This window comes from Chitinophaga chungangae (assembly GCF_017742215.1).
GTDB classification, from domain to species: domain Bacteria; phylum Bacteroidota; class Bacteroidia; order Chitinophagales; family Chitinophagaceae; genus Chitinophaga; species Chitinophaga chungangae.
Map to the genome: position 1 here is coordinate 1,161,144 of NZ_JAGHKP010000001.1, position 19,434 is coordinate 1,180,577.

General features: G+C 54.0%; 21 protein-coding genes. 10 read left to right on the plus strand and 11 right to left on the minus strand.

All coding sequences use genetic code 11. The annotated features are described in order from the left end of the window. The first annotated feature begins 15 nt into the window (after positions 1–15). Genes J7I43_RS04900 through J7I43_RS04915 form a run of 4 tightly spaced genes read left to right on the plus strand, consistent with a single transcriptional unit; the run spans position 16 to position 4,512 of the window. Positions 16–957 (plus strand): DUF5017 domain-containing protein, encoded by a 942-nt coding sequence (locus J7I43_RS04900; RefSeq protein ID WP_209143824.1) that lies wholly within the window; start codon positions 16–18, stop codon positions 955–957. Positions 958–985: 28 nt separating this feature from the next. Beyond that, positions 986–2,281, plus strand: a complete 1,296-nt coding sequence (locus J7I43_RS04905) for a sialidase family protein (protein WP_209143826.1) — start codon at positions 986–988, stop codon at positions 2,279–2,281. Between the two features lie 33 nt (positions 2,282–2,314). Continuing rightward, complete coding sequence (locus tag J7I43_RS04910) at positions 2,315–3,112, plus strand: sialate O-acetylesterase (RefSeq protein ID WP_209143828.1); 798 nt, start codon at positions 2,315–2,317, stop codon at positions 3,110–3,112. A 5-nt stretch (positions 3,113–3,117) separates the two neighbouring features. Next, positions 3,118–4,512, plus strand: coding sequence for a sialate O-acetylesterase (locus tag J7I43_RS04915; protein WP_209143830.1), 1,395 nt, complete (start codon positions 3,118–3,120; stop codon positions 4,510–4,512). A 67-nt stretch (positions 4,513–4,579) separates the two neighbouring features. Here J7I43_RS04915 and J7I43_RS04920 read toward each other — a convergent pair whose 3' ends face one another. Genes J7I43_RS04920 through J7I43_RS04945 form a run of 6 tightly spaced genes read right to left on the minus strand, consistent with a single transcriptional unit; the run spans position 4,580 to position 8,652 of the window. Beyond that, positions 4,580–5,161, minus strand: coding sequence for a carboxymuconolactone decarboxylase family protein (locus J7I43_RS04920; RefSeq protein WP_209143832.1), 582 nt, complete (start codon positions 5,159–5,161; stop codon positions 4,580–4,582). After that, entirely contained in the window at positions 5,151–5,492 is a 342-nt protein-coding gene (locus J7I43_RS04925) for a carboxymuconolactone decarboxylase family protein (RefSeq protein ID WP_209143834.1), read from the minus strand. The genes J7I43_RS04920 and J7I43_RS04925 overlap by 11 nt, the downstream gene beginning before the upstream one ends. A 60-nt stretch (positions 5,493–5,552) precedes the next feature. Continuing rightward, positions 5,553–5,720, minus strand: coding sequence for a sulfatase-like hydrolase/transferase (locus J7I43_RS04930; protein ID WP_209143836.1), 168 nt, complete (start codon positions 5,718–5,720; stop codon positions 5,553–5,555). Between the two features lie 18 nt (positions 5,721–5,738). Then, a complete protein-coding gene (locus J7I43_RS04935) occupies positions 5,739–6,911 on the minus strand; it encodes a chondroitinase-B domain-containing protein (RefSeq protein WP_209143838.1) in 1,173 nt (390 codons plus the stop codon). A gap of 39 nt (positions 6,912–6,950) precedes the next feature. Next, on the minus strand, positions 6,951–7,856 hold the full coding sequence (locus tag J7I43_RS04940) for a helix-turn-helix domain-containing protein (protein WP_209143840.1): 906 nt from the start codon (positions 7,854–7,856) through the stop codon (positions 6,951–6,953). A gap of 31 nt (positions 7,857–7,887) precedes the next feature. Continuing rightward, the gene (locus J7I43_RS04945) at positions 7,888–8,652 is read right to left on the minus strand and encodes an SDR family NAD(P)-dependent oxidoreductase (protein ID WP_209143842.1); all 765 of its coding nucleotides are present in this window, start codon (positions 8,650–8,652) and stop codon (positions 7,888–7,890) included. 139 nt (positions 8,653–8,791) lie between these two features. Between J7I43_RS04945 and J7I43_RS04950 the strand changes: the two genes are divergently transcribed. From J7I43_RS04950 to J7I43_RS04960, 3 genes are all read left to right on the plus strand, one after another. Beyond that, positions 8,792–9,685: a DMT family transporter gene (locus J7I43_RS04950; RefSeq protein WP_209143844.1), complete on the plus strand. Its 894-nt coding sequence runs from the start codon at positions 8,792–8,794 to the stop codon at positions 9,683–9,685. Between the two features lie 47 nt (positions 9,686–9,732). Continuing rightward, positions 9,733–10,191 carry a DUF6265 family protein gene (locus J7I43_RS04955; RefSeq protein WP_209143846.1) on the plus strand — a complete coding sequence of 153 codons (459 nt, stop codon included), beginning with the start codon at positions 9,733–9,735 and terminating at the stop codon, positions 10,189–10,191. Positions 10,192–10,259: 68 nt separating this feature from the next. Next, entirely contained in the window at positions 10,260–10,673 is a 414-nt protein-coding gene (locus J7I43_RS04960; RefSeq protein ID WP_209143848.1) for an SRPBCC family protein, read from the plus strand. Positions 10,674–10,701: 28 nt separating this feature from the next. Here J7I43_RS04960 and J7I43_RS04965 read toward each other — a convergent pair whose 3' ends face one another. Together J7I43_RS04965 and J7I43_RS04970 are read right to left on the minus strand one after the other, a co-directional pair. Next, positions 10,702–13,326 carry a TonB-dependent receptor gene (locus J7I43_RS04965; protein ID WP_209143850.1) on the minus strand — a complete coding sequence of 875 codons (2,625 nt, stop codon included), beginning with the start codon at positions 13,324–13,326 and terminating at the stop codon, positions 10,702–10,704. 94 nt (positions 13,327–13,420) lie between these two features. Continuing rightward, a complete protein-coding gene (locus J7I43_RS04970) occupies positions 13,421–13,576 on the minus strand; it encodes a hypothetical protein (protein ID WP_209143852.1) in 156 nt (51 codons plus the stop codon). Here J7I43_RS04970 and J7I43_RS04975 point away from each other — a divergent pair. The 3 genes from J7I43_RS04975 (at position 13,575) to J7I43_RS04985 (ending at position 15,708) form a co-directional block, all read left to right on the plus strand. Then, positions 13,575–14,588 (plus strand): sensor histidine kinase, encoded by a 1,014-nt coding sequence (locus J7I43_RS04975; RefSeq protein ID WP_209143854.1) that lies wholly within the window; start codon positions 13,575–13,577, stop codon positions 14,586–14,588. The two genes, J7I43_RS04970 and J7I43_RS04975, sit on opposite strands and share 2 nt — an antisense overlap. Then, positions 14,585–15,277 (plus strand): LytR/AlgR family response regulator transcription factor, encoded by a 693-nt coding sequence (locus J7I43_RS04980; protein WP_209143856.1) that lies wholly within the window; start codon positions 14,585–14,587, stop codon positions 15,275–15,277. The genes J7I43_RS04975 and J7I43_RS04980 overlap by 4 nt, the downstream gene beginning before the upstream one ends. A 110-nt stretch (positions 15,278–15,387) precedes the next feature. Then, on the plus strand, positions 15,388–15,708 hold the full coding sequence (locus J7I43_RS04985) for a hypothetical protein (protein ID WP_209143858.1): 321 nt from the start codon (positions 15,388–15,390) through the stop codon (positions 15,706–15,708). A gap of 55 nt (positions 15,709–15,763) precedes the next feature. Here the strand turns inward: J7I43_RS04985 and J7I43_RS04990 are convergent, their stop codons facing one another. The 3 genes from J7I43_RS04990 to J7I43_RS05000 form a co-directional block, all read right to left on the minus strand. Continuing rightward, entirely contained in the window at positions 15,764–17,566 is a 1,803-nt protein-coding gene (locus J7I43_RS04990) for an ABC transporter ATP-binding protein (RefSeq protein ID WP_209143860.1), read from the minus strand. A gap of 22 nt (positions 17,567–17,588) precedes the next feature. Then, complete coding sequence (locus J7I43_RS04995; RefSeq protein ID WP_209143862.1) at positions 17,589–18,878, minus strand: erythromycin esterase family protein; 1,290 nt, start codon at positions 18,876–18,878, stop codon at positions 17,589–17,591. A gap of 89 nt (positions 18,879–18,967) precedes the next feature. Further along, on the minus strand, positions 18,968–19,402 hold the full coding sequence (locus J7I43_RS05000; RefSeq protein ID WP_209143864.1) for an FKBP-type peptidyl-prolyl cis-trans isomerase: 435 nt from the start codon (positions 19,400–19,402) through the stop codon (positions 18,968–18,970). Between the last annotated feature and the right edge of the window lie 32 nt (positions 19,403–19,434).

The following is a 19,434-nucleotide window of genomic DNA, read 5'->3' on the forward strand; positions in this document are numbered from 1 at the left end:
ATTAAAATCAAACGTATGAAACTCAAATATATCGCGATCGTTTTATGTCTCGGCATCGTTGCCGCCGCCTGCGGGGAGAAGGATGCCGTTGTTGCGCCGGATTTTAATGTTACGGGATACGAAGTGACCGCTATTACCGATTCGGCCGGTAATGCGGTGAACCAGGTAACCTTCAGTTTTTCAGGCGATGCGCAGATCATATCTTTTTACTCCGGCGTGCTCGGCAACGACTACGACTACCGCGAAGGCCGCACGCTGGATATTAACGCGATATTGTCTTCGTTTTCCACCACCCTGAACAACGGGGCGCAGGAAGACCAGCTGTCCGTGCTTGTTTCCAGCGACTTTAACGGCACGTACGATATCGGCAACATCCGCGCGGCTACCTGGACGGACATCACCGGCCGTTTTACGCTGAACACGAGGAACGCGTCGGCCTCGCTTCCTTCCGGCACAAAAGATATCAAAGACCTTCATGTGGAAGGGAAGCCTTTTTATTATGCGTTCCGTTATGTCTGCAAACCACAGTCGGAATTCGGGGCCAACTCCACCTGGCGCATCCGCGCATTCTCGCTGGAATCGCAGACCGACCTCGGGAACGCATCGCTTGCCACGCTGACTAACGCAGACTGGCACCTCGTGAACGAGGGCTCGATAGTGGACCCGAACAGGGGCGCCGTTATCGAAAGCTCGGGCGCCATCCGTTTCAACGGCAATCATCTCAACAAAGAAGTGGAAACCGAATCCTGGGCTATCAGCAAAGGATTTGAGCTTACCAAAACCGATATGGGGCCGGACAGGCCGATCGCCATCAAAAGCGTGATCAATCCCCGCCTCACCACTTATGCTTTTAATTATACCACCGCCGGAACCTACAAAGTTGCTTTCGTTGCTTCCAACACGAGTTATGAAGGACATTCCGGCGTGGTTCGTGAAATTGAGGTTAAGATTCCCTGACATCATTCACTTTTAAACCCATTGCGTTATGAAAGAGAAATTGAATTTCCCGGGATTTTTGTTTCAACGGCATAAAAACCGCCGTTCCCTGCCGGGAAGGGCAAATGCCCTGAAGCTGATCGCCGCCGCCGTATTTTTTTGTGCAGCCTGCGGCGACAACCGCGACGATCTTTTGAAAAACGGGCTGGATGACCGCAAAAGCACAACAGCGGCGGTTGACGCCGAATTGGGAGCAGCAGTGCATACCAGCATCAAATTGTTCGACGGCGGCACCGATGGGTTCCATGCCTATCGCATTCCTTCCATTGTACGTACCACCAACGGAACGCTGATCGCATTTTGCGAAGGCCGTGCGGATACGGACAACGATTACGGGAACATCAACGTCGTTTATAAAACTTCCGGCAACAACGGCGCAACCTGGTCGGCTTTGAAAACAGTAGTGGGCCTGGGACTGGGCACCTGGGGAAATCCCACGGCGGTGGTGGATTGGGATACCGGCCGCGTATGGCTTTTTATGTCCTGGAACGATGCGGACCACAGCGAAAACGGGAGCGGCGATACCGAGCCGGTCGATACCTGGGGGGAACGGAGGGTATTCGTGACCTGGAGCGACGACAATGGAAATACATGGGCCAATCCTGTAGATAAAACCAGCACGCTTTTGCCTTCCACCATGACCTGGGACGTGATGGGCCCCGGCATTGGTATCCAGACGACGGGAGGCCCGCATCCGGGCCGGCTGATCATCCCGGCGCGCAGGCGTAATATTTACAGCGACGATCATGGTCAAACCTGGAACTACCAGGTCATTCCCGCATCGACAGACGAAGGCACCATCGTGGAGCTTTCAGACGGCACCCTTATGCGCAACGACCGCCCCGGGGGAACACCCTGGAACGAAAACAAACGGCGCCGTATTTCCACGGGGACCATTGAAAGCGGTTTTTCCGCCTTTGCGCCGGACTTTGCGCTGCCTGACCCGCGTTGTGAAGGATCGATCCTGCGTTACGCGGGTACCCGCTCCCGGATCATTTTCATGAATTCCGAAAGCACGACCACGCGGTATAACGTAACGGCAAAGATCAGCTACAACGAAGGGGCGACATGGTATGCGAAACGGCGTGTTCATAACACCATCACCCAGGAAGAAGCCGCGGCACAGGGGAAAGGCGGCTACACCAGCATGACCAAAACCGCGGACTTCGCCATTGGCGCGCTGATAGAGCAGAAAGAAACGCCTTCAAGCACAAACAGCCACTGGTCGATCGAGTTTCAGAAATTTAATTTAACATGGCTGTTGAACGGGCAACCGGAACCTTAAACAGATACCTTACTTAATTTGAAAGCATATTCAATGAAATTGATCCGTTCCTTCGGCAGAACATTACTTATTTTTACAGGATTATTTTTACTGACGTCCTTTTCAAAACCGGAAGGGCCAGACCCGGATTTTCACCTGTACCTGCTCGTCGGCCAATCCAATATGTCGGGCCGGGGCGTGCTTACCGATGAATACCGCCATCTTTCCCAACCCAATGTGCTCATGCTCGACAAAGACGGCAACTGGGTAGAGGCGGCGCACCCGCTTCATTTCGATAAGCCCAGAATAGCGGGAGTAGGGCCGGGGCTTTCATTCGGTCTTGAAATGGCAAATGCCGACCCGAATGTCCGCATAGGCCTCATCCCCTGCGCCGTGGGAGGCACACCTATCGAATCGTGGGAGCCCGGCGCGATGGACAGGGCGACAAAAAAATATCCGTACGACGACGCAACGAAACGTTTGAAGATCGCCATGAAAAAAGGCGTGATCAAAGGGATCATCTGGCTTCAGGGCGAAGCGAACAGCAAACCGGGGAGATCGGAAGGGTATCTTGAGAAACTCGAAGTGCTGATCGGGCGTTTCCGCGAGACGGCGGGTGATAAGAACCTGCCCGTTGTGGCAGGGGAACTCGGACGGTACAGGCCGGCGTACAGCCTTATCAACGAACAGCTGGCGCAACTGCCGGGAAAGGTAAAAAACACGGCGGTAGCCAGTTCCGAAGGCTTCACCCATAAAGGGGACAACACCCATTTCGATGCGGCTTCCGCCACCGGATTCGGAAAACGTTTCGCAGAAAAAATGTTATCACTTCAGCAAAAAAAAATAGACTGATAAATATGAAAAAAATTTGGATCGGCTTGCTGATACTGGCAAGCATCAAGGTAAACGGCAAAGTGGTCCTCCCGTCCGTGATCGATCACAACATGGTGCTTCAGCAGAAAACCCAGGCGGCGCTTTGGGGCAAAGCCCGCCCGATGTCCAAAGTGAAAGTAACCACCAGCTGGAACGGTAAAGTGTATGTTGCCAATACGGGCGCGGACAGTTTGTGGCGCGTTTCGGTAAGCACGCCTTCGGCAGGCGGTCCTTTCCAGATCACGTTCGACGACGGTGAAAAATTAACCCTGAAAAACATACTGATCGGCGAGGTGTGGATCTGTTCGGGGCAGTCTAACATGACGATGCCTGTCAAAGGATACGGCAATCAGCCCGTTTCAGGCGCGAACGATATATTGATGGACGCGAAGAATTCCAAAATAAGGCTCTTCCAGATCAAACGGCAGCTGTCCGCCCGCCCGCAGTTCCAGGCCGAAGCGCGGCATTGGGAAGAAGCGGATGTGAAAAGCGTCAGCGAAATGAGCGCCGTGGGGTATCTTTTTGCAAAGATCGTCCAGCAAAAGCTCGATGTGCCCGTCGGCATTATTCTTACTTCCTGGGGCGGAACGCGGATAGAAGCATGGATGAGCGCGCAAAGCCTGCAGCATTTCCCCTCGGCGAAGATCCCCCTGCCGGAAGACACCGCGAAATTGAACCAGAACCGCGCCACAGTGCTGTACAACGCGATGATCCATCCTATAGAAGGGTTTACCGCAAAGGGCATTTTATGGTACCAGGGCGAAGCGAACCGGAAAAACCACCAGGAATATGCGCAATTGATGCAATCAATGGTGGCCGACTGGCGCACGCGCTGGAACCAGGGAGAATGGCCGTTCTATTACGTACAGATAGCGCCGTTCAGATACGACGGGGACAATATCACGTTTTATCTGCGGGAAGCACAGCAGAAGGCGCTGAAACTGATTCCTAATTCAGCGATGGCGGTAAGTGCCGACGCAGGCATGGAAAAGTCCATTCATCCGCCGGATAAGCTGACCATCGCCAAACGCCTCGCATATTGCGCGTTCGCCCGGGATTATGGCGTTGCCGGCCTGCCGTACCAAGGACCGGTATATAAAGCAATGAAAATTAATAACGATAAGATCGACCTCACCTTCGACAACGCCCCGAACGGGCTGTATGCAGGCGGCAAAGAGCTGACGTTGTTTGAAATTGCCGGTGAAGACAAAGTTTTTTACCCGGCGGAAGCCCAAATAACCAAAACCGGCATCCAGGTAAAATCTGCCCGGGTAAAAAAGCCGGTGGCCGTACGGTATGCTTTTAAAGACTGGTTTACAGGCGAGCTTTTTAATAATGAAGGATTGCCTGCATCGCCTTTCAGGACGGATGATTGGTAATTGTAATCCTATTAGCCGGCAAGCCGAAAATGCACGCATTACCGGCTTGCCGGTAACTTTTTAAACGTTATTGATAGCCGCGTTTCAGCAGGTATTTGGCGCCTGCATCAAATGCTTTGTTCCCCGGAACAAAAAAGCCGAAAGCATCCGCCAAACGGTTAGTGACATTAAATGCAAAACATACGGCAAGCGCGTCTTCTATTTGTTCTGCGGAAACGCCCGAAGACATCACTGAACGTATATCGCTGGCATCGATCTTATGTTCGCGTGTAAGCTTGCCTAACAGGATCAACATAGCGCGCAACGGGGAGGGGATCGGGGCGGTCTCCACATCGGCAAGTGCCCGGGCTACCAACGAACTGTCGCTGTAAGCCCTGGCTGAAACGGCGCTGTGGGCTTTAACGCAAAACGAGCAGGAATTGATGCCGGATACATATGCAGCCATCAATTCCCTGTCTCCGACCGACCAGGAAGAGGGGCCGCGCATGGCTTTGTGGGTAAATTTCTTGGCAGGCGTTCCGTAAAAATCAGGACGGTAAAATACAAGCCGCGCCGCGTCCGGCAAAGGGTAGCCGGAAATTGCCTTTATAACCGAAAACAGAATCCTGGTCCCCAGCTTATACCCGTTGTTGAGAATATCAAGACGCATGTTGACCTCCTTCTTTTACTACTTCTTCCAACGCCTTTAAACCGTTCTCATATTGCCGGGATGCCTGGCCTACCGCGGCGCATACGATCAATTCAAACAGCTGGTCTTCGCTCAGGCCTGTTTGTTTGGCCGCATCGATGTCTGCATCAGTGACTTTATAAGCATGGTGCGCGACCTTATCGACCAGTGCATGCAAAGGTTGGGGCAGATCTGCATTGTTAAACGCAGCCTGGCGCTCCGGCCGCGGGCTGTGGCCATCGCCATGAAGAATGCGGTTGACCAGGTCCTGATATAGCTGCCTGTAACCGGTATCCGTTTTTCCCTGTTCCATAAGAAAAGTTTTATTGACCGGGTTTTTGAAATAAAATCGAAAGAAACACGATATCCCGCTTCATCCGATGTAGGCGTGACCCATGTGTTTGCCGGTCATCAGCGCGCAGCGGCTGGGCGCGCATACCGTGCTGCCTGAATAGAACCGCGTGAATTTGGTGCCTTCTTTCCCCAGCCGGTCGATGTTGGGCGTGGGTACTTTATGCCGTGGGTTGAAACGTATAAACAATTAAACTACGATGAAAATTTACTGCTTCACCACTTCCGAGCCCGCATGCACAAACACGTTCCCTTCAAGGGTATTGTCGTAAGGCGCCACATCCTGCATCACGCGGGAAGGATACCGCACGGTATCGAATTTCCCCGTCCAGTCGGCGTTTTTGCTGTCGCCGATGAAGATGCCGGTGGTGGTATTTTCCAGGCGGTTGTTGGCGATCACGCAATTGCCCGCGGCCACGTAAAACCCGGTTTCGGTTTTGCTTTTGGTCATGCCGTACATCAGGCGGATGCCTGTTTTTACATCGCTGATGCGGTTGTGCGTGATGCGGTGGCCGGTACCGTTCACACGGATGCCGCTGCTGCCGCCTTTGATCGTGTTGCTGTCTACCACGCAATCGTGCCCGCCGCGCATCACGATCTCGCCGATACAGTTTTCCAGCTGGTTTTTGATGTATTGATTGTTGCTGCTTTTGTTGCTGATCACTTCCGGCTCGCCGTTGCAGCGGATGAAACGGTTTTCGCGCACGATGGCCGTTGCGCTCACGGTGCCCAGCAGTATCGGGTCCTGGCCGATCTGCACGCACTCGCCGCCGTTGCCGTTTTTCCAGCTAACGGGATTTTTGTTTTCGAACAGGTTGTTGTCTATCAGCGTATGCTGCGGCGTGTTGTCTTTCGTCACTTTAACGGTTACGTCCATGTTGTCTGCGTTATGACTGAACGTGCAATGGTCCACGCGATTGTGTTCGCCGTTGCCGGACACGGTTACGAGCGGCATGTACTGCGATTTCGCGGTTACCCTGCGGAACGTGCATTCCGTCATCCTGCAATGTTGCGAGTTGTTCATTTCAACGAGCAGGCCGGAGCGTTTTTCAACTTTCACGAGATTGCAGTCTTCGAACGTAAGCCCGCGCAGCACGATGTAGCTGCCGGTGATCTTGAAGGAAGTCCGGCCGGCGTCGCCTTTGAAGATCACTTTCCCCTTCGTTTCCGCTTCGATGGTAAGCGGCTGGCTGGCCGTGGCGGCGGTGCCGATGGTAACGGACCAGGGCGTGTAAGTGCCGTTGGCGATGCGCACCTTGTCGCCGGCTTTCAGCGAAGGCAGGATGTCTGTCAGCTCTTTTTCGTTGTGAACGAGGTACGATTTGCAGAATGCGTTGGCGGCGCCCAAAAGGAGGAGCGCTGAAAAGATCAGGTGTTTCATTTCTGTGGAATATTATCGTGCCAAGGTAGTGAAATTTCCTTACCCCCGGAACGCCCGCGGCGTGGTCTGCTCGTTTTTCCGGAAAAACTTAACAAAGTGCGAAGGGTCTTCAAAACCCAGGCACCAGCCGATATCGGCCACGCTCCAGTCCGTATGTTTGAGCAATGCCCGCGCTTCCAGCGCCAGACGCTCGGCCAGCAGGCGGGAAGTGGTTTTGCCCGTGGTTTCTTTCAGCACTTTATTGAGATGATTGCTGTGTACGTTGAGATGGGCGGCAAACTCGCCAGGCGTGTGCAGTTTGATGCGCTGCATGGGCGATTCGATGGGGAATTGCCTTTCCAGCAGTTCGAGGAACAGCCCGGTGATCCTTTCCGCGGCATGGGCGCCGCCGGTGTCTGCCGGGGTGATGAGGGCGGGGCGGAGTTTCATCGCGGTATGCACCAGCTCCATCACGAGATTGCGCAGCACGTCGTATTTGAATACGTATTCGGATTCGATCTCGGCGAACATCTTGCCGTAGATCGTTTTCACCTGTTCAAACTCTTCATCCGTAATGGAAATGATCGGTGTGCCGCCGGGCTGGAACATGGGGTACGACCGGATATTGCCGTACCCCTTGAAAAATTCTTCCGTAAACACGCAATAGAACCCTGATTTCCTGTCGTCGGGCGACAGATCCCAGTTGTAAGGCACCTGGGGATTGGCGAACAGCAGCATGTTCTGTTCCGCATCGAAGGTTTTGTCTGCATAATGCACGCGGTTGCTGCCGGAAATGAGGCTGATCTTGAAATAATCTTTCCGGCTGTACGGCATTTTTGCTTTGCCCGCCGCCACATCTTCCAGCTCAAACACGTTGAACTGCCCGATCCGCGCGATAATTTCGCTGGGAAGGTCGCCGAATTTGAGCCGGTAGAAGTCGGATAATGAAATGGTCTTTTCGATCATAAGTATTCAACACACAAGGTGCATGCGATGTTTAGAGATTCTGCCCGCCTGATATTTCGATGCGTTGCGCCGTGATCCAGCGCGCATCGTCTGTACAGAGGAAAGCTACCACGCCGCCGATGTCTTCCGGCAGGCCAACGCGGCCCAGGGCGATGGTGGCGGCGATGTGCGCGTTTACGTCCGCATTGTCTCTCACCGTGCCGCCGCCGAAATCCGTTGCGATTACGCCGGGCGCCACGATGTTGGAGCGGATGCCTCTTTTGCCGAGCTCATTGGCCTGGTAGCGGGTAACCACTTCCATTGCGCCTTTCATGGCGGCGTAAGCGGAATAACCGGGGATGGCGAACCTGGCAAGACCGGTGGAAACGTTGATGATGCCGCCGCCGTCCGCCAGCAGGCGCAGCGCTTTTTGCGTGAAGAAATATACGCCTTTAAAATGGATGTTGAACAGCGTATCGAAATCTTCCTCTCGCGTGGCGTCGAATGCGGCATGAACGCCGATGCCCGCGTTATTGACAAGGTAATCGATCTGCGCAGCGCCGAAAGTTTGCGGCAGGGCTTTTTCCAGTTCGCCGAAAAATGTATCAAAACTTTTTACGTCGCCGGTATTAAGCTGAAGCGCGAGCGCTTTGCGCCCCAGTTTTTCAATAGCCGCAACGGTTTGCAGCGCGTCGTCTTTTTGGGAATGGTAGGTGATGATTACATCCAGCCCTTTTTCCGCGATGCGGAGGGCCATGTTTTTACCTAAGCCGCGGCTGCCGCCGGTAACGAGCGCGATCTTTGCTGATTGTGACATGTTCTTTTTTTGACAAAGGTAGAACGGCCTGCAGGGCGGCTGTTAGTCCGGATCGGTGTATTTCTGGTATATTTCAAATAATGGGGGAAAAGTTTCTGCCGAATAATATCTTTACCCCCGTTTTCAACAAACATCATTCATGCCAACGATGGGCACGCCGAGAGGCAAACTGGTACTGGCGGGGATCACCTTCGCGTTTTTATGGGCCTCCGCGTCGGTGGGCACCAAGATAGGGCTTAGCGCCGTGCAGCCGCTGGTACTGTTCGTGCCGCGTTTTTTCCTGGCTTCGGCCATCATGTTGCTGATTTCGCACGCAGGCATGAAAAAGCGCCTCCCGCAAGGCCGGGAATGGCTGCAGCTGGCGGTTTACGGGCTTTTTAACATCTCGCTTTATCTCGGTATTTACGTGGTAGGCATGAAGGAAACTTCCGCGGGGCTGGGCGCGCTCGCCACCGCTACCAATCCCGTTTTTATCAGTCTTTTGAGCGCGATATGGCTGCGCAGGCCGCTGCACCTGGTAACAGTGCTGAGCCTGGTGCTTTGCCTCTGCGGCATCGGCATCGCGGCCTGGCCGTTGATTGCGGAGAGTTATGCCACGCCGCTGGGATTGGGCCTCGTATTGCTCAGCATGATCGCTTATTCCGTGGGCGCCATTTATTTTTCCGCCAGCAACCTCGGCGGCAGCCTGCATATTTTTACCATCAACGGCTGGCAAACATTGTTCGGCGGGCTTTTCCTGCTGCCGGCGATGCTGGTGTGGTACGAGCCATCGCAGAACGATTTTAACCTTACCTGGCTGCTCGCCACTTTATGGCTGGTGGGCCCGGTGTCGATACTGGCGGTATTGCTCTGGCTTTTCCTGCTGAAAGACAATCCCGTGAAAGCCTCTTTCTGGCTCTTCCTGTGCCCGGTTTTCGGCTTCGCCATCTCCGCCGTGCTGATGCATGAGCCGCTCAGCTTGTTCACCCTGGCGGGCGTGGCGCTGGTGATCTTCGGGCTTTGCCTGGTGCAATGGTACCGGGGGAAACAATAACATCGCGATTTTATCATTTATTTGGGCGTGCTGCCTACCTTTGCCATATGAAAATATTGCTGCCCCTGATCCTTTTCTGCTGCTGGCAAACCGCCGCCACGGCGCAGATCACCAGGGCCGGATGGCTGACCGGCACCTGGGAACACAAAACCCCGCGCGGCATTACCTACGAAACCTGGAAAAAAGTGAGCGCCGACGAACTGCAGGGCGCCAGTTATTCCCTGGAAGGCAACGATACCACCATATTTGAATCCGTCCGCCTGCTGCAAAAAGAAGGTCGACTATATTACGTCCCCACGGTGAAAGGGCAGAACAACGGCCAGCCGGTGAGTTTTGCGCTGAAACAGGCTACGGACGAACAGCTTGTGTTCGAAAACCCGCAGCACGATTTCCCGCAAACCGTCTCATACCGTCGCATCGGCGCAGATTCGCTGGTGGCGCAGATCTCCGGCACCAGGAACGGGCAGTTCCGCACGGTCGTTTTCCCGATGAAAAAGATAAGATAAAGTTTCTTGCGCCGCCAGCCCGGCACGTCGTCTTTTTTTCCGAAATTGTACAGGAAACTTTACCGCATATGCCGTTCCCCGTTATCGAAAAAACGATCGAGATACATGCGCCGCCGTCGAAAGTATGGCGTGTGTTCACCGACCCCGCGCTGAGCCGGCAGATGGGCGGCGAATATGTTTCAGACTGGAGGCCCGGCAGCGCTTTCGGCTGGAAAGGGCCCGACGGTAAAATGCTCACCAGCGGCACCATCCTCGAAATAATGCCTGAAAAACTTTTAAAACACGACCTCTCCGATAAAAACAACCTGCTCTCCGTGATCACCTACGAATTGATCCCGCACCAGGAAGCCACGCTCGTTGCAGCACGGGAAGAACTGCAGTATGAACTCACGGAAGAGCAGCTGCAGGAAGCGGAAGAAGGCTGGGAGATCGCGCTGCGCGCGGTGAAAGACCTCGCTGAAAAAACAGAAGCCGCCTCCTGAGAAGCGGCTTTTCCCTGCCTGCATGTTTTTACATATCCTGCAAATTCTCCACCCCCTGGTTCTTCATATTTTTCCGTTTAAACAGGCTCAGATCCATTTTTCCGAAACGGTAAGCAAAGTTCAGCTTTAATACCTGAGGGTTGTTCAGCCGGTAAAAATCCTGCGTAAAGCCCGGCCCTTCCGAATACATGTCCGTTTTGCGGCTGCGGAACACATCGTTCATGCCCAGCGTAAGCGATGCCGCCTGGTCTTTCCCGAACGTTTTTTTGATCGCTATATCCACCCCGTAAAATGGGCGGATATATCCTTGCGATGCGCTTTGCGCCTGGCTCGGCGGACCAAATCCCTGGTTGATGTTCACCGGCAGGTTCGTTTTCCCCTGGTAATCCGCCGAAAGCTGGATCGTGAAATTGCGGGGCAGTTTGAAGTGGTTGTTCACCTTCACGAACACGCTCCACAAAGGATCGGCGGCGTTTTCCGCGCTGATCTCCGAACGGTACACATTGGCGTTGGCGGTCAGTTCCCACCAGGTAGCCGGCGTGCTTACGGAGGTGATCTCCGCGCCATACGCATCCGCGTGATCGGCATTGATGAACGTATTGATGTACGTTTCCTCCCCGGTAACCGGGTGCGGGCCTTTGGTGAGGTACCGGGTGATGAGGTTGCCCGTGCGTTTGTAATACGCGGATGCCAGTAAGGTATGGTTGCCCGCGAAGGTTTTGTGGTAGGAAAATTCCGCGGCGCTGGTGAACTCGGGCACGAGTGCCGGGTTGCCGCGCGTGATGTTGAGATTGTCCGTAAAATCGGTGTATGGCGAAAGCTGGTAGAAGCTCGGGCGGTTCACCCTGCGCGTGAGGTTCAGCTGCAGTTCCTGTTCTTTGTTCAGCTTGCGGGTCAGCGCCAGGGAAGGGAATAGGCTGAAAGGATAATCGGTGTCGAATTTTTCGCCCGTATTGGTCAGTTTGCCGGTGTATCCCGAGCTTTCGGCCCTAAGCCCTGCCTTGTAGGTAAAAACGCGTTTTACGGCCCCGGAAAGCGTAATGTAGCCGGCATACACATGACTGGTGGTGGCGTAGTTCACCGAAGCGTTGTGTACCTGGTCGAAATCGCCGCCGGGAAAACGTATGAAGTTCGCATTGTCGTTCGTCACGTCGCTGAGCTGTGCGCGTAGACCGGCTTCCAGCTTGCTGTTGGGCGATAGCGGGGAAACGTAGTCCGTTTGCGCGAGCAGCAGTTTATTGTCTGCCCCGAGGATATTTTTTTGCTGCATGATCTCCCCATGCCCCTCAGCGTCCACGGAAATGATCCCGTCACCGCTTACGGTGCGCGTGCTCCAGGTAACGTCTGCCGTCCATTCGCGGCCAGGTTTCGGGAAATTCTGTTTCATGCCCAGCTGCAACGTGGTTCCGTCGATCGTTCTGTCTGAAGTGTACGTTCTGTTGCCGGCTACGCTTACCGTACCGGAAGGAAACAGGCTGTCTGTCCGTACCCCGGTCGTTTCACCGGGTTTAAACCTGCCGTGCATCCGGATGGCGGAAAGAGAGAAGGTCGTTCTGTTGGTTACAAGATAGTCCAGCCCCAGCTTGCCAAAAAGGAAACCGCCTTTGGTGTTGTTGACGTTGTTTTGATGAATGTTCACCGCCGGAGGGCCTGCCAGGTAACGGTCCGTGTAGCCGGTAGTGCGGTTGCGCACATGATTGTTCATGAGCGTGGCGGAGAAGTTGAATTTGCCCTGCCGCAGGTTAAAAATGCCGCCGGCGTTGTAGCCGCCGCGACTGTCCGCACCGGCCATCACATTCCCGTTGTAACCCGTCTGCCGGTTCTTTTTCAATACGATGTTGAGTATGCCGCCGCTGGACGCGTCGTATTTCGCGGAGGGATTGGTGATCACTTCGACGCTGGCGATCTCCCCGGCAGGCACCTGGTCGAGCGAGAGCGTAGTGGGGCGGCCGTCGATGAAGATCTGCGGCGTGGCGTTGCGCACCTTTACGTTGCCATCGATGTCCGTTTGCACGGAAGGCACGTTGCGCATTACGTCTGCCGCGGTGCCGCCCGCCGATGCGAGGTTTTTGTCTACGTTGAAGATCTTTTTTTCTCCATCCAGCAGCATCAGCGGCCGCGTGGCGCTTACGGTCACGCCCTGCAGCTGTTTTTCCGCAACGCTGAGCCTGATATTGCCCAGGTCTTTATCGAACATGCTCAGGTCCGGCATACGCCCGGGCGCACCGCCCGCCGAAGAACGATAAGCTGTATTGCCTGCTGCCGGCGGTTTTGCGGCCGAACGGCCGGTGTCGTTGCCGGGTTTGCCCAAAGGCCGTTGCATTTGGATGAACGTTACTTCCTGTTCGTGCCCGCCAAAGCCCTGCGCGGAGATCTTCAGCCTGAATTTCCCCATCACCGGCAATTCCGGCAAACTAAATTCGCCATTGCCGCCGGTGGTAGCGCCTTTCACCAGCACTTCTCGCGCCTTGCGCGATGTGGAATCGAATTTTTGCTGAAGAAGATATACGGACGCATCGCTCACAGGTTTGCCCTGTGCGTCGGTTATTTTTCCGTAAAGATGCCCGATATTGGCCGGCCTGCCATGCATTTGCGCGGCGGCTTGCAGTACAGCGACGAAAAAGAGCGTCGCGAATAGGATCAGCTGTTTCATACATGAGGTTTTCAGCGAAGCTATTCCAACGCGGAAAGGGGAAAAGCGAAGTGTAGACCATCCGGCCGTTCACCGCGACAAAACCGGCAAATCCTCAAAAGCCCCTTACGAAACGCAATACCCTGCTGTTTTTGACGGGAATGAACTCGTCGCGGAAAATGCCGGTGTAGTCGTGCCATTTACCCGGCAGGTATACACAGCTGTCCGCAGCCGTGATAATAAGCCGGAGGGGCCGTATCTTTATTGCCATGAAGTCGTTTTTCAGGTCCCGGTATATTAACGTCGCGCTGCACGTGCTCATCTGGGGCGCGCTGCTGCTCATGCCTTACGTCGTATCCTCCGCCGAAAGCGGTTACGCCATCGGCGCCATTTCGGGCCTGTTCTTTTCCATTTCCGTGCTGATCCACATGGGCATCTTCTACGGCAATGCCTATTTCCTCATCCCCAAACTGCTCAACCGCCGTTTCTGGTGGCTGTATTTTATATCGGCGTTTGTGCTCACGGGCCTGTCTATCCCGCTGAAATGGGTAATACTCGCCCGCTGGTGGCCGGAAGTGCTCAGAGATTTTACGCTGTACCGTTTTGTGTTCGCGCCTTCGTTCATCACGCTGGTGATCAGTTTTCTCTACCGCATCCTGACAGACAGGATCAGGCATGAAAAAGAACAGGAAGAACATCGTGCCGAACAGCTCGCCAGCGAACTGAAATTTCTCCGCTCGCAGATCAGCCCGCATTTTCTTTTTAACGTGCTCACCAATCTCGTGTCGCTGGCAAGAAAAAAGTCCGACCTGATGGAACCCGCGCTGATAAGGCTTTCCGGCCTTATGCGATATATGCTGTACGATACCCGGCAGCAAAAAGTGGAACTGCGCAAAGAGATCGAGTACCTGGACAGCTATGTGGAACTGCAAAAACTGCGTTTCGGCAACGACGTAAAGATCCGGTACGAAGTAAATGCGGGTGAAGGGCATTACATGATAGAGCCCATGCTGCTGATCGCTTTCGTGGAAAACGCCTTTAAACACGGAACCGGCTCCGGCACGGACGCATGGATCGGTATACGGCTGCACGTCAATAATGGCGAAATGACGTTTGACGTGAAGAACCGTTTTGAAGAACAGGGGAGCAAAGACGACAGCTCAGGCATCGGCCTGCACAATGTGCGCGCGCGGCTCGGTCTTTTGTACAAAAACAGGCATAAGCTGGAGATCGCTGAAGAGAACAATATATTCCAGGTAACCTTAACCCTTCAACTCACATGATACGCTGTATTGTTATAGATGATGAACAACTGGTGCGCGAACTGCTGGAAGACAACATCCGGCAGATACCTTACCTGCAGCTGGTAAAATCGTGCCGCAACGCCATGGAAGCCATGGAGGCGCTGCAGTCCGGCGAAGTTGATCTTATGTTCCTCGACATCCAGATGCCGGGGCTCAGCGGCCTGCAGTTCCTGCAATCGCTGCAAAACCCGCCGCTCACCATTCTCGTGACCGCTTATGAAAAATATGCGCTGGAAGGGTACAGCCTGCAGGTGGTGGATTATCTGCTGAAACCCTTCAGCTTCGAGCGTTTCCTAAAAGCCTGCAACCGCGCGGACGAACTGCTGAAGCTCCGGCAGAAACCACCGGCGGCTGCGCAGGATTTTTTCGTGAACGTGGAATACACACAGGTAAAAATTACTGTATCGGATATTGAATACATCGAAGGGTTAAAGGACTACATCAAAATACATCTTTCCTCTTCCCCCAAACCCGTTCTCACGCGCATGACCATGAAAGCGATGGAGGAAAAGCTTCCCGCAGGCGCGTTTATCCGCACCCATAAATCCTACCTGGTAGCGGCTTCAAAGATCACGATGATCAAAAGGGACCTGGTGTACATTGGCAAAACGGAGATACCCGTGAGCGAATCGTACAAGGAAAACGTGAACCGCCTGAGCAACAGTTGACCGTTTCGTCTACACAATTGCCCGGCGCGTCTACATGCCCTTAAATAAAGGTTTTGACGGGATTAGTTTTGTATCGGCATCAAAATTATTCACCACAAAAACTGACGATCATGGGATTCGCATTCATCATTTTTTTACGGATACTGTTTGCCGCGTGTATGGTATTTGTAATCGGCTATATTTTCGGCGGCTTCTCCAAACGGCCTGCACTGGCGCGTATCACGAAAGTGGCGGCCATTCTTGCCATCGTGTTGTTCATCGGCACCAACCTGCTGCTGAACAGGCTGGTGTTCGCACAGCATCGCGGCGGCCCGGGCGGCTGGCGTTGCAACGACCGTGAATGGAGATATGACAGGGACCATCGCATGGAAGAACACCGGCAGGCGCCCGCAACGCTGCCGCCGGCGGCAGCTGATTCGACCACGCAGTAATGTTGTTGGATAAATGACAGCTGAAGCCTGTTGTGCGTTTGCACGGCAGGCTTTTTTATTCCACCTCTTCCAGCTCGCCGTCTTCCGTTTCCAGGTCGCCCGGCGTTACGGCCGTATTCCTTCTTTCGCCGATCTGCTGGCGCCACATGGCATAATACAATCCTTTTTTATCGACCAGCTCGTCGTGCGTGCCGGTTTCCGCGATCTGTCCTTTTTCGAGCACGATGATGCGGTCCGCATGCATGATGGTGGAAAGGCGGTGTGCGATAAGAATGGTGATCTGTTCGCGGAGGGCGGAGATGTTGCGCACGGTGTCTGTAATGGCTTCTTCGGTGAGCGAATCGAGGGCGGACGTAGCCTCGTCGAAGATGAGGAGGCGCGGGTGGCGCACCAGCGCTCGGGCGATGGAGATGCGTTGTTTTTCGCCGCCGGAAAGTTTTAGCCCGCCTTCGCCGAGTTTAGTGTAAATACCTTTGCCGGTGCGGTTGAGCAGGGCAGTGGCAGACGCTTTTTCCAGTGATTCGGTGATCTCGGCGTCTGTAGCGTCCGGTTTTACGAAAAGGAGATTGTCTTTGACGGTGCCGGCAAACAGCTGCGTGTCCTGCGTTACAAAGCCGATCTGGCGGCGGAGGGCATTGTAGCGGATGTCTTTCGACGAAACGTCGTTAAACAGAATATCGCCTTCCACGGGTTTATACAGTCCTACGAGCAGTTTCACCAGCGTAGATTTTCCCGAGCCTGAAGGGCCTACGAATGCAATGGTGTCGCCGGTTTTCACGGAAAAGGAAATATGGTCGATGGCGTTGACGGCAGCCGTTTTGTGACGGAACACCACGTCGTCGAAGCGCATTTCTTCCAGCTCGCCGATCTCCACCGGTTCTTCGGGCCGCTCTTCCACCGGGCGTTGCATCAGCCGGTCGAACAGCTGCATTGAAGCTTCCGCTTCTCGGTACTGGATGATGATATTGCCCAGGTCCTGCAGGGGCACGAATATGGCGGTGGTGATGAATTGCATGGTGATCAGCTCGCCGGTGCTGAGCACGTTGCGGAAAATGAGCCACAGCAAAATAAACAGGATGGATTGTTTGAGCAGGTTGAGCGTGGTGCCCTGGAGAAAAGAAAGGGTGCGCACCTGCCGGGTTTTTTCCATTTCAAGGTTGAATATCTGCTGGGTGAACGTCTTCAGCCGCCTGATCTCCGGGAAAGTAAGGCCCAGGCTTTTCACCAGTTCGATATTGCGCAGCGATTCGGTTATGGCGCCGGAAAGCTGCAGCGTTTCACGGTTGATGGCCCGCTGCACGGATTTCATCTTTTTGCTTAGCAGCCCCGTAAGCCCGCCCAGCACCAGTATTCCGATCACGAACACGGGAATGAGCGCCCAGTGTTTGGTAATGGCGTACCATACCAAAAAGCCCATGCCCACCAAAGAAGTGAACAGGATATTGATAAACGCATTGATGAACCTTTCGGTGTCCGTTCTCACTTTTTGCAGCACGGCCAGCGTTTCCCCGCTGCGTTGTTCTTCATATTCCTCGAAAGACAGGCGCAGCGTTTGTTTCAGCCCGTCGTTGAACACCTGCATGCCGAATTTCTGCACTACCAGCCGCATCATGTATTCCTGGAACGATTTGGCCGCACGGGCCAGCAATGCGATCGCAATGGCGATGCCCAGCCAGTACAGCACGCCTTTGATCAGCTCCGGCTCCGCCCGCGTGGTATGTCCGGAAGCATAATCGTCGATGATCTTCCCGAAAATAAGCGGATCTATCATGATCAGCACCTGGCTGGCCCCGGCCAGCAGCAGCGACCAGAACACAAGCCAGCGGTGAGGTTTGAGGTAATTCCACAGGATTTGCATATTTAAATGTACGATTCAATTGTTAATGAACGGCGGCTTCGGTGCAGGGTTTCATTTCGTCTATAAAGAATATGCCGTCGAAATAACGGTTCCATGCGGCTTTCGCTTCGGCATTGATGTATGTTTTCATAAAAAACGGCGCTTCGTCGCCTGCCAGTTCTTTATTCAGCTTGCTGAAATCAAGGAACGCATACAGATAACCGCGCCGGTGCAGCCAGTTTTCAATGCTTTGTTTATGCGGTTTCGTTACTTTTTCAGCGGGGCGGGACAACATTAATTTTCCTTTGCCCTGGTACGCCGTGAAGCCGAGGATGTATGTTTGCCCGTTCAGCGCAGCGTCTTTCGTAAAATAACGCCCCATGCTGTTGTACAGGTTATGTTTGGCGGAATCCGCGTTTCCCTTTTCGATGTGCATGTTGTGCGCCCAGACGATGATCTTCTCATCCGGGTATTTAACCCGTGCCAGCCATTCCAGGTTCGCCGCCATTTGCCGGTCGTGAAGCGGGTAATTTTTGCCGGTTTTTGCATAGATGCTGTCGGAGCGGTAATAAATACCCATTTTGTAAAAGGCCAGCTGGCTTTCCAGCAGTTTCCCGTAAAAGCTTTGCCTGGCAGGGACTGGCAGTTGATCTATAATGAGACCGGTGTAATGGACGAGGCTGTCCATCCCGCGCCGGTTCTTCCCGCCGGCCATGCGCGGGGCCATTTTCAGGTATTTGAGATAATCGCTGTAGGAAGGGCCTTTCACGAAAGGGATCTGAACCGAATCTAAAAAGGCACGGATGGCCGCGGGCAGGTGTCTCAGACCGTAGCCGCTGTAACCCCGGTTGTCGAAGCCGGCGAGTTTCAGCTCGTTTTTGCCCGCGCAATCTTTTACGTATTGCGGCACCTGCTGCCATTCGGGGCATTGCGTCCAAACAGGAAAGATGGAAAGGTAAATTAAACTGTCAAGGGAGATCGTGCCTGATTTGTACGCGTCCCATCCATGGTTCAGCGCAAAGAAGTCGGATTCCCAGGCCAGCACGTTAAACCCCATCTTTTCATGCAAAAAACGGATCAGCCGCGCTTTGGCCTGGAAAGCCGCCGCGTCTCCGTGATAAAGCTCGCCGAGCATCACGATCCTTTTGTTCCCGATGGCTTCGCTCAGCGGCAACAGGTCGGCATAATCCGTATCGTGCGGCCCGATGCTTCTCACGGGAACCGCGTGGCCGGCTGCCGATCGCCCGATCTGGCCATAACCGGGACGCGCAAACGACAGGTTAAAAAGTAACAGGAGCCAATAAGCCAGGGATGCATGTTTTCCGGTGGTCAAGGGTAGGGGAATTTGTTTCAAACGAATGTAGGTACAAGCAAAAGCCCGTCCGTTATTCACGACCGGGCCTGCATTAATTTTTTGTTCCTTTAGCTGATGCCCAACAGTTCCACTTCAAAAATAAGGGTGCTGTTCGGGCCGATCTGGGCGCTTACCTGGCGGTCGCCATACCCAAGGTCCGCCGGGATGAAAAAACGCCATTTGCTGCCCTGCGGCATCAATTGCAGCCCTTCCGTCCAGCCCTTGATCACCATGTTCAGCGGGAACGTGGCCGGCTGGCCGCGCTGCACCGAACTGTCGAACACCGTGCCGTCTATCAGCGTGCCATGGTAATGGCAGGTTACTTTACTGCTGGCTGAAGGTTTGGGGCCAGTGCCGTCACTGATCACCTCGTATTGCAGCCCGCTCGGCAGCGCCGTTACGCCCGGTTTCTGTTTGTTGTTTTCCAGGAATTCCTGGCCGGCTTTCAGGTTGGCCGCCGCTTTTTCGTTCTTCATCTGGAAAAGTTTGTCCGCTATGCCCATAAGTTGCTTTTTTGCAAAAGTAGGAAATCCCG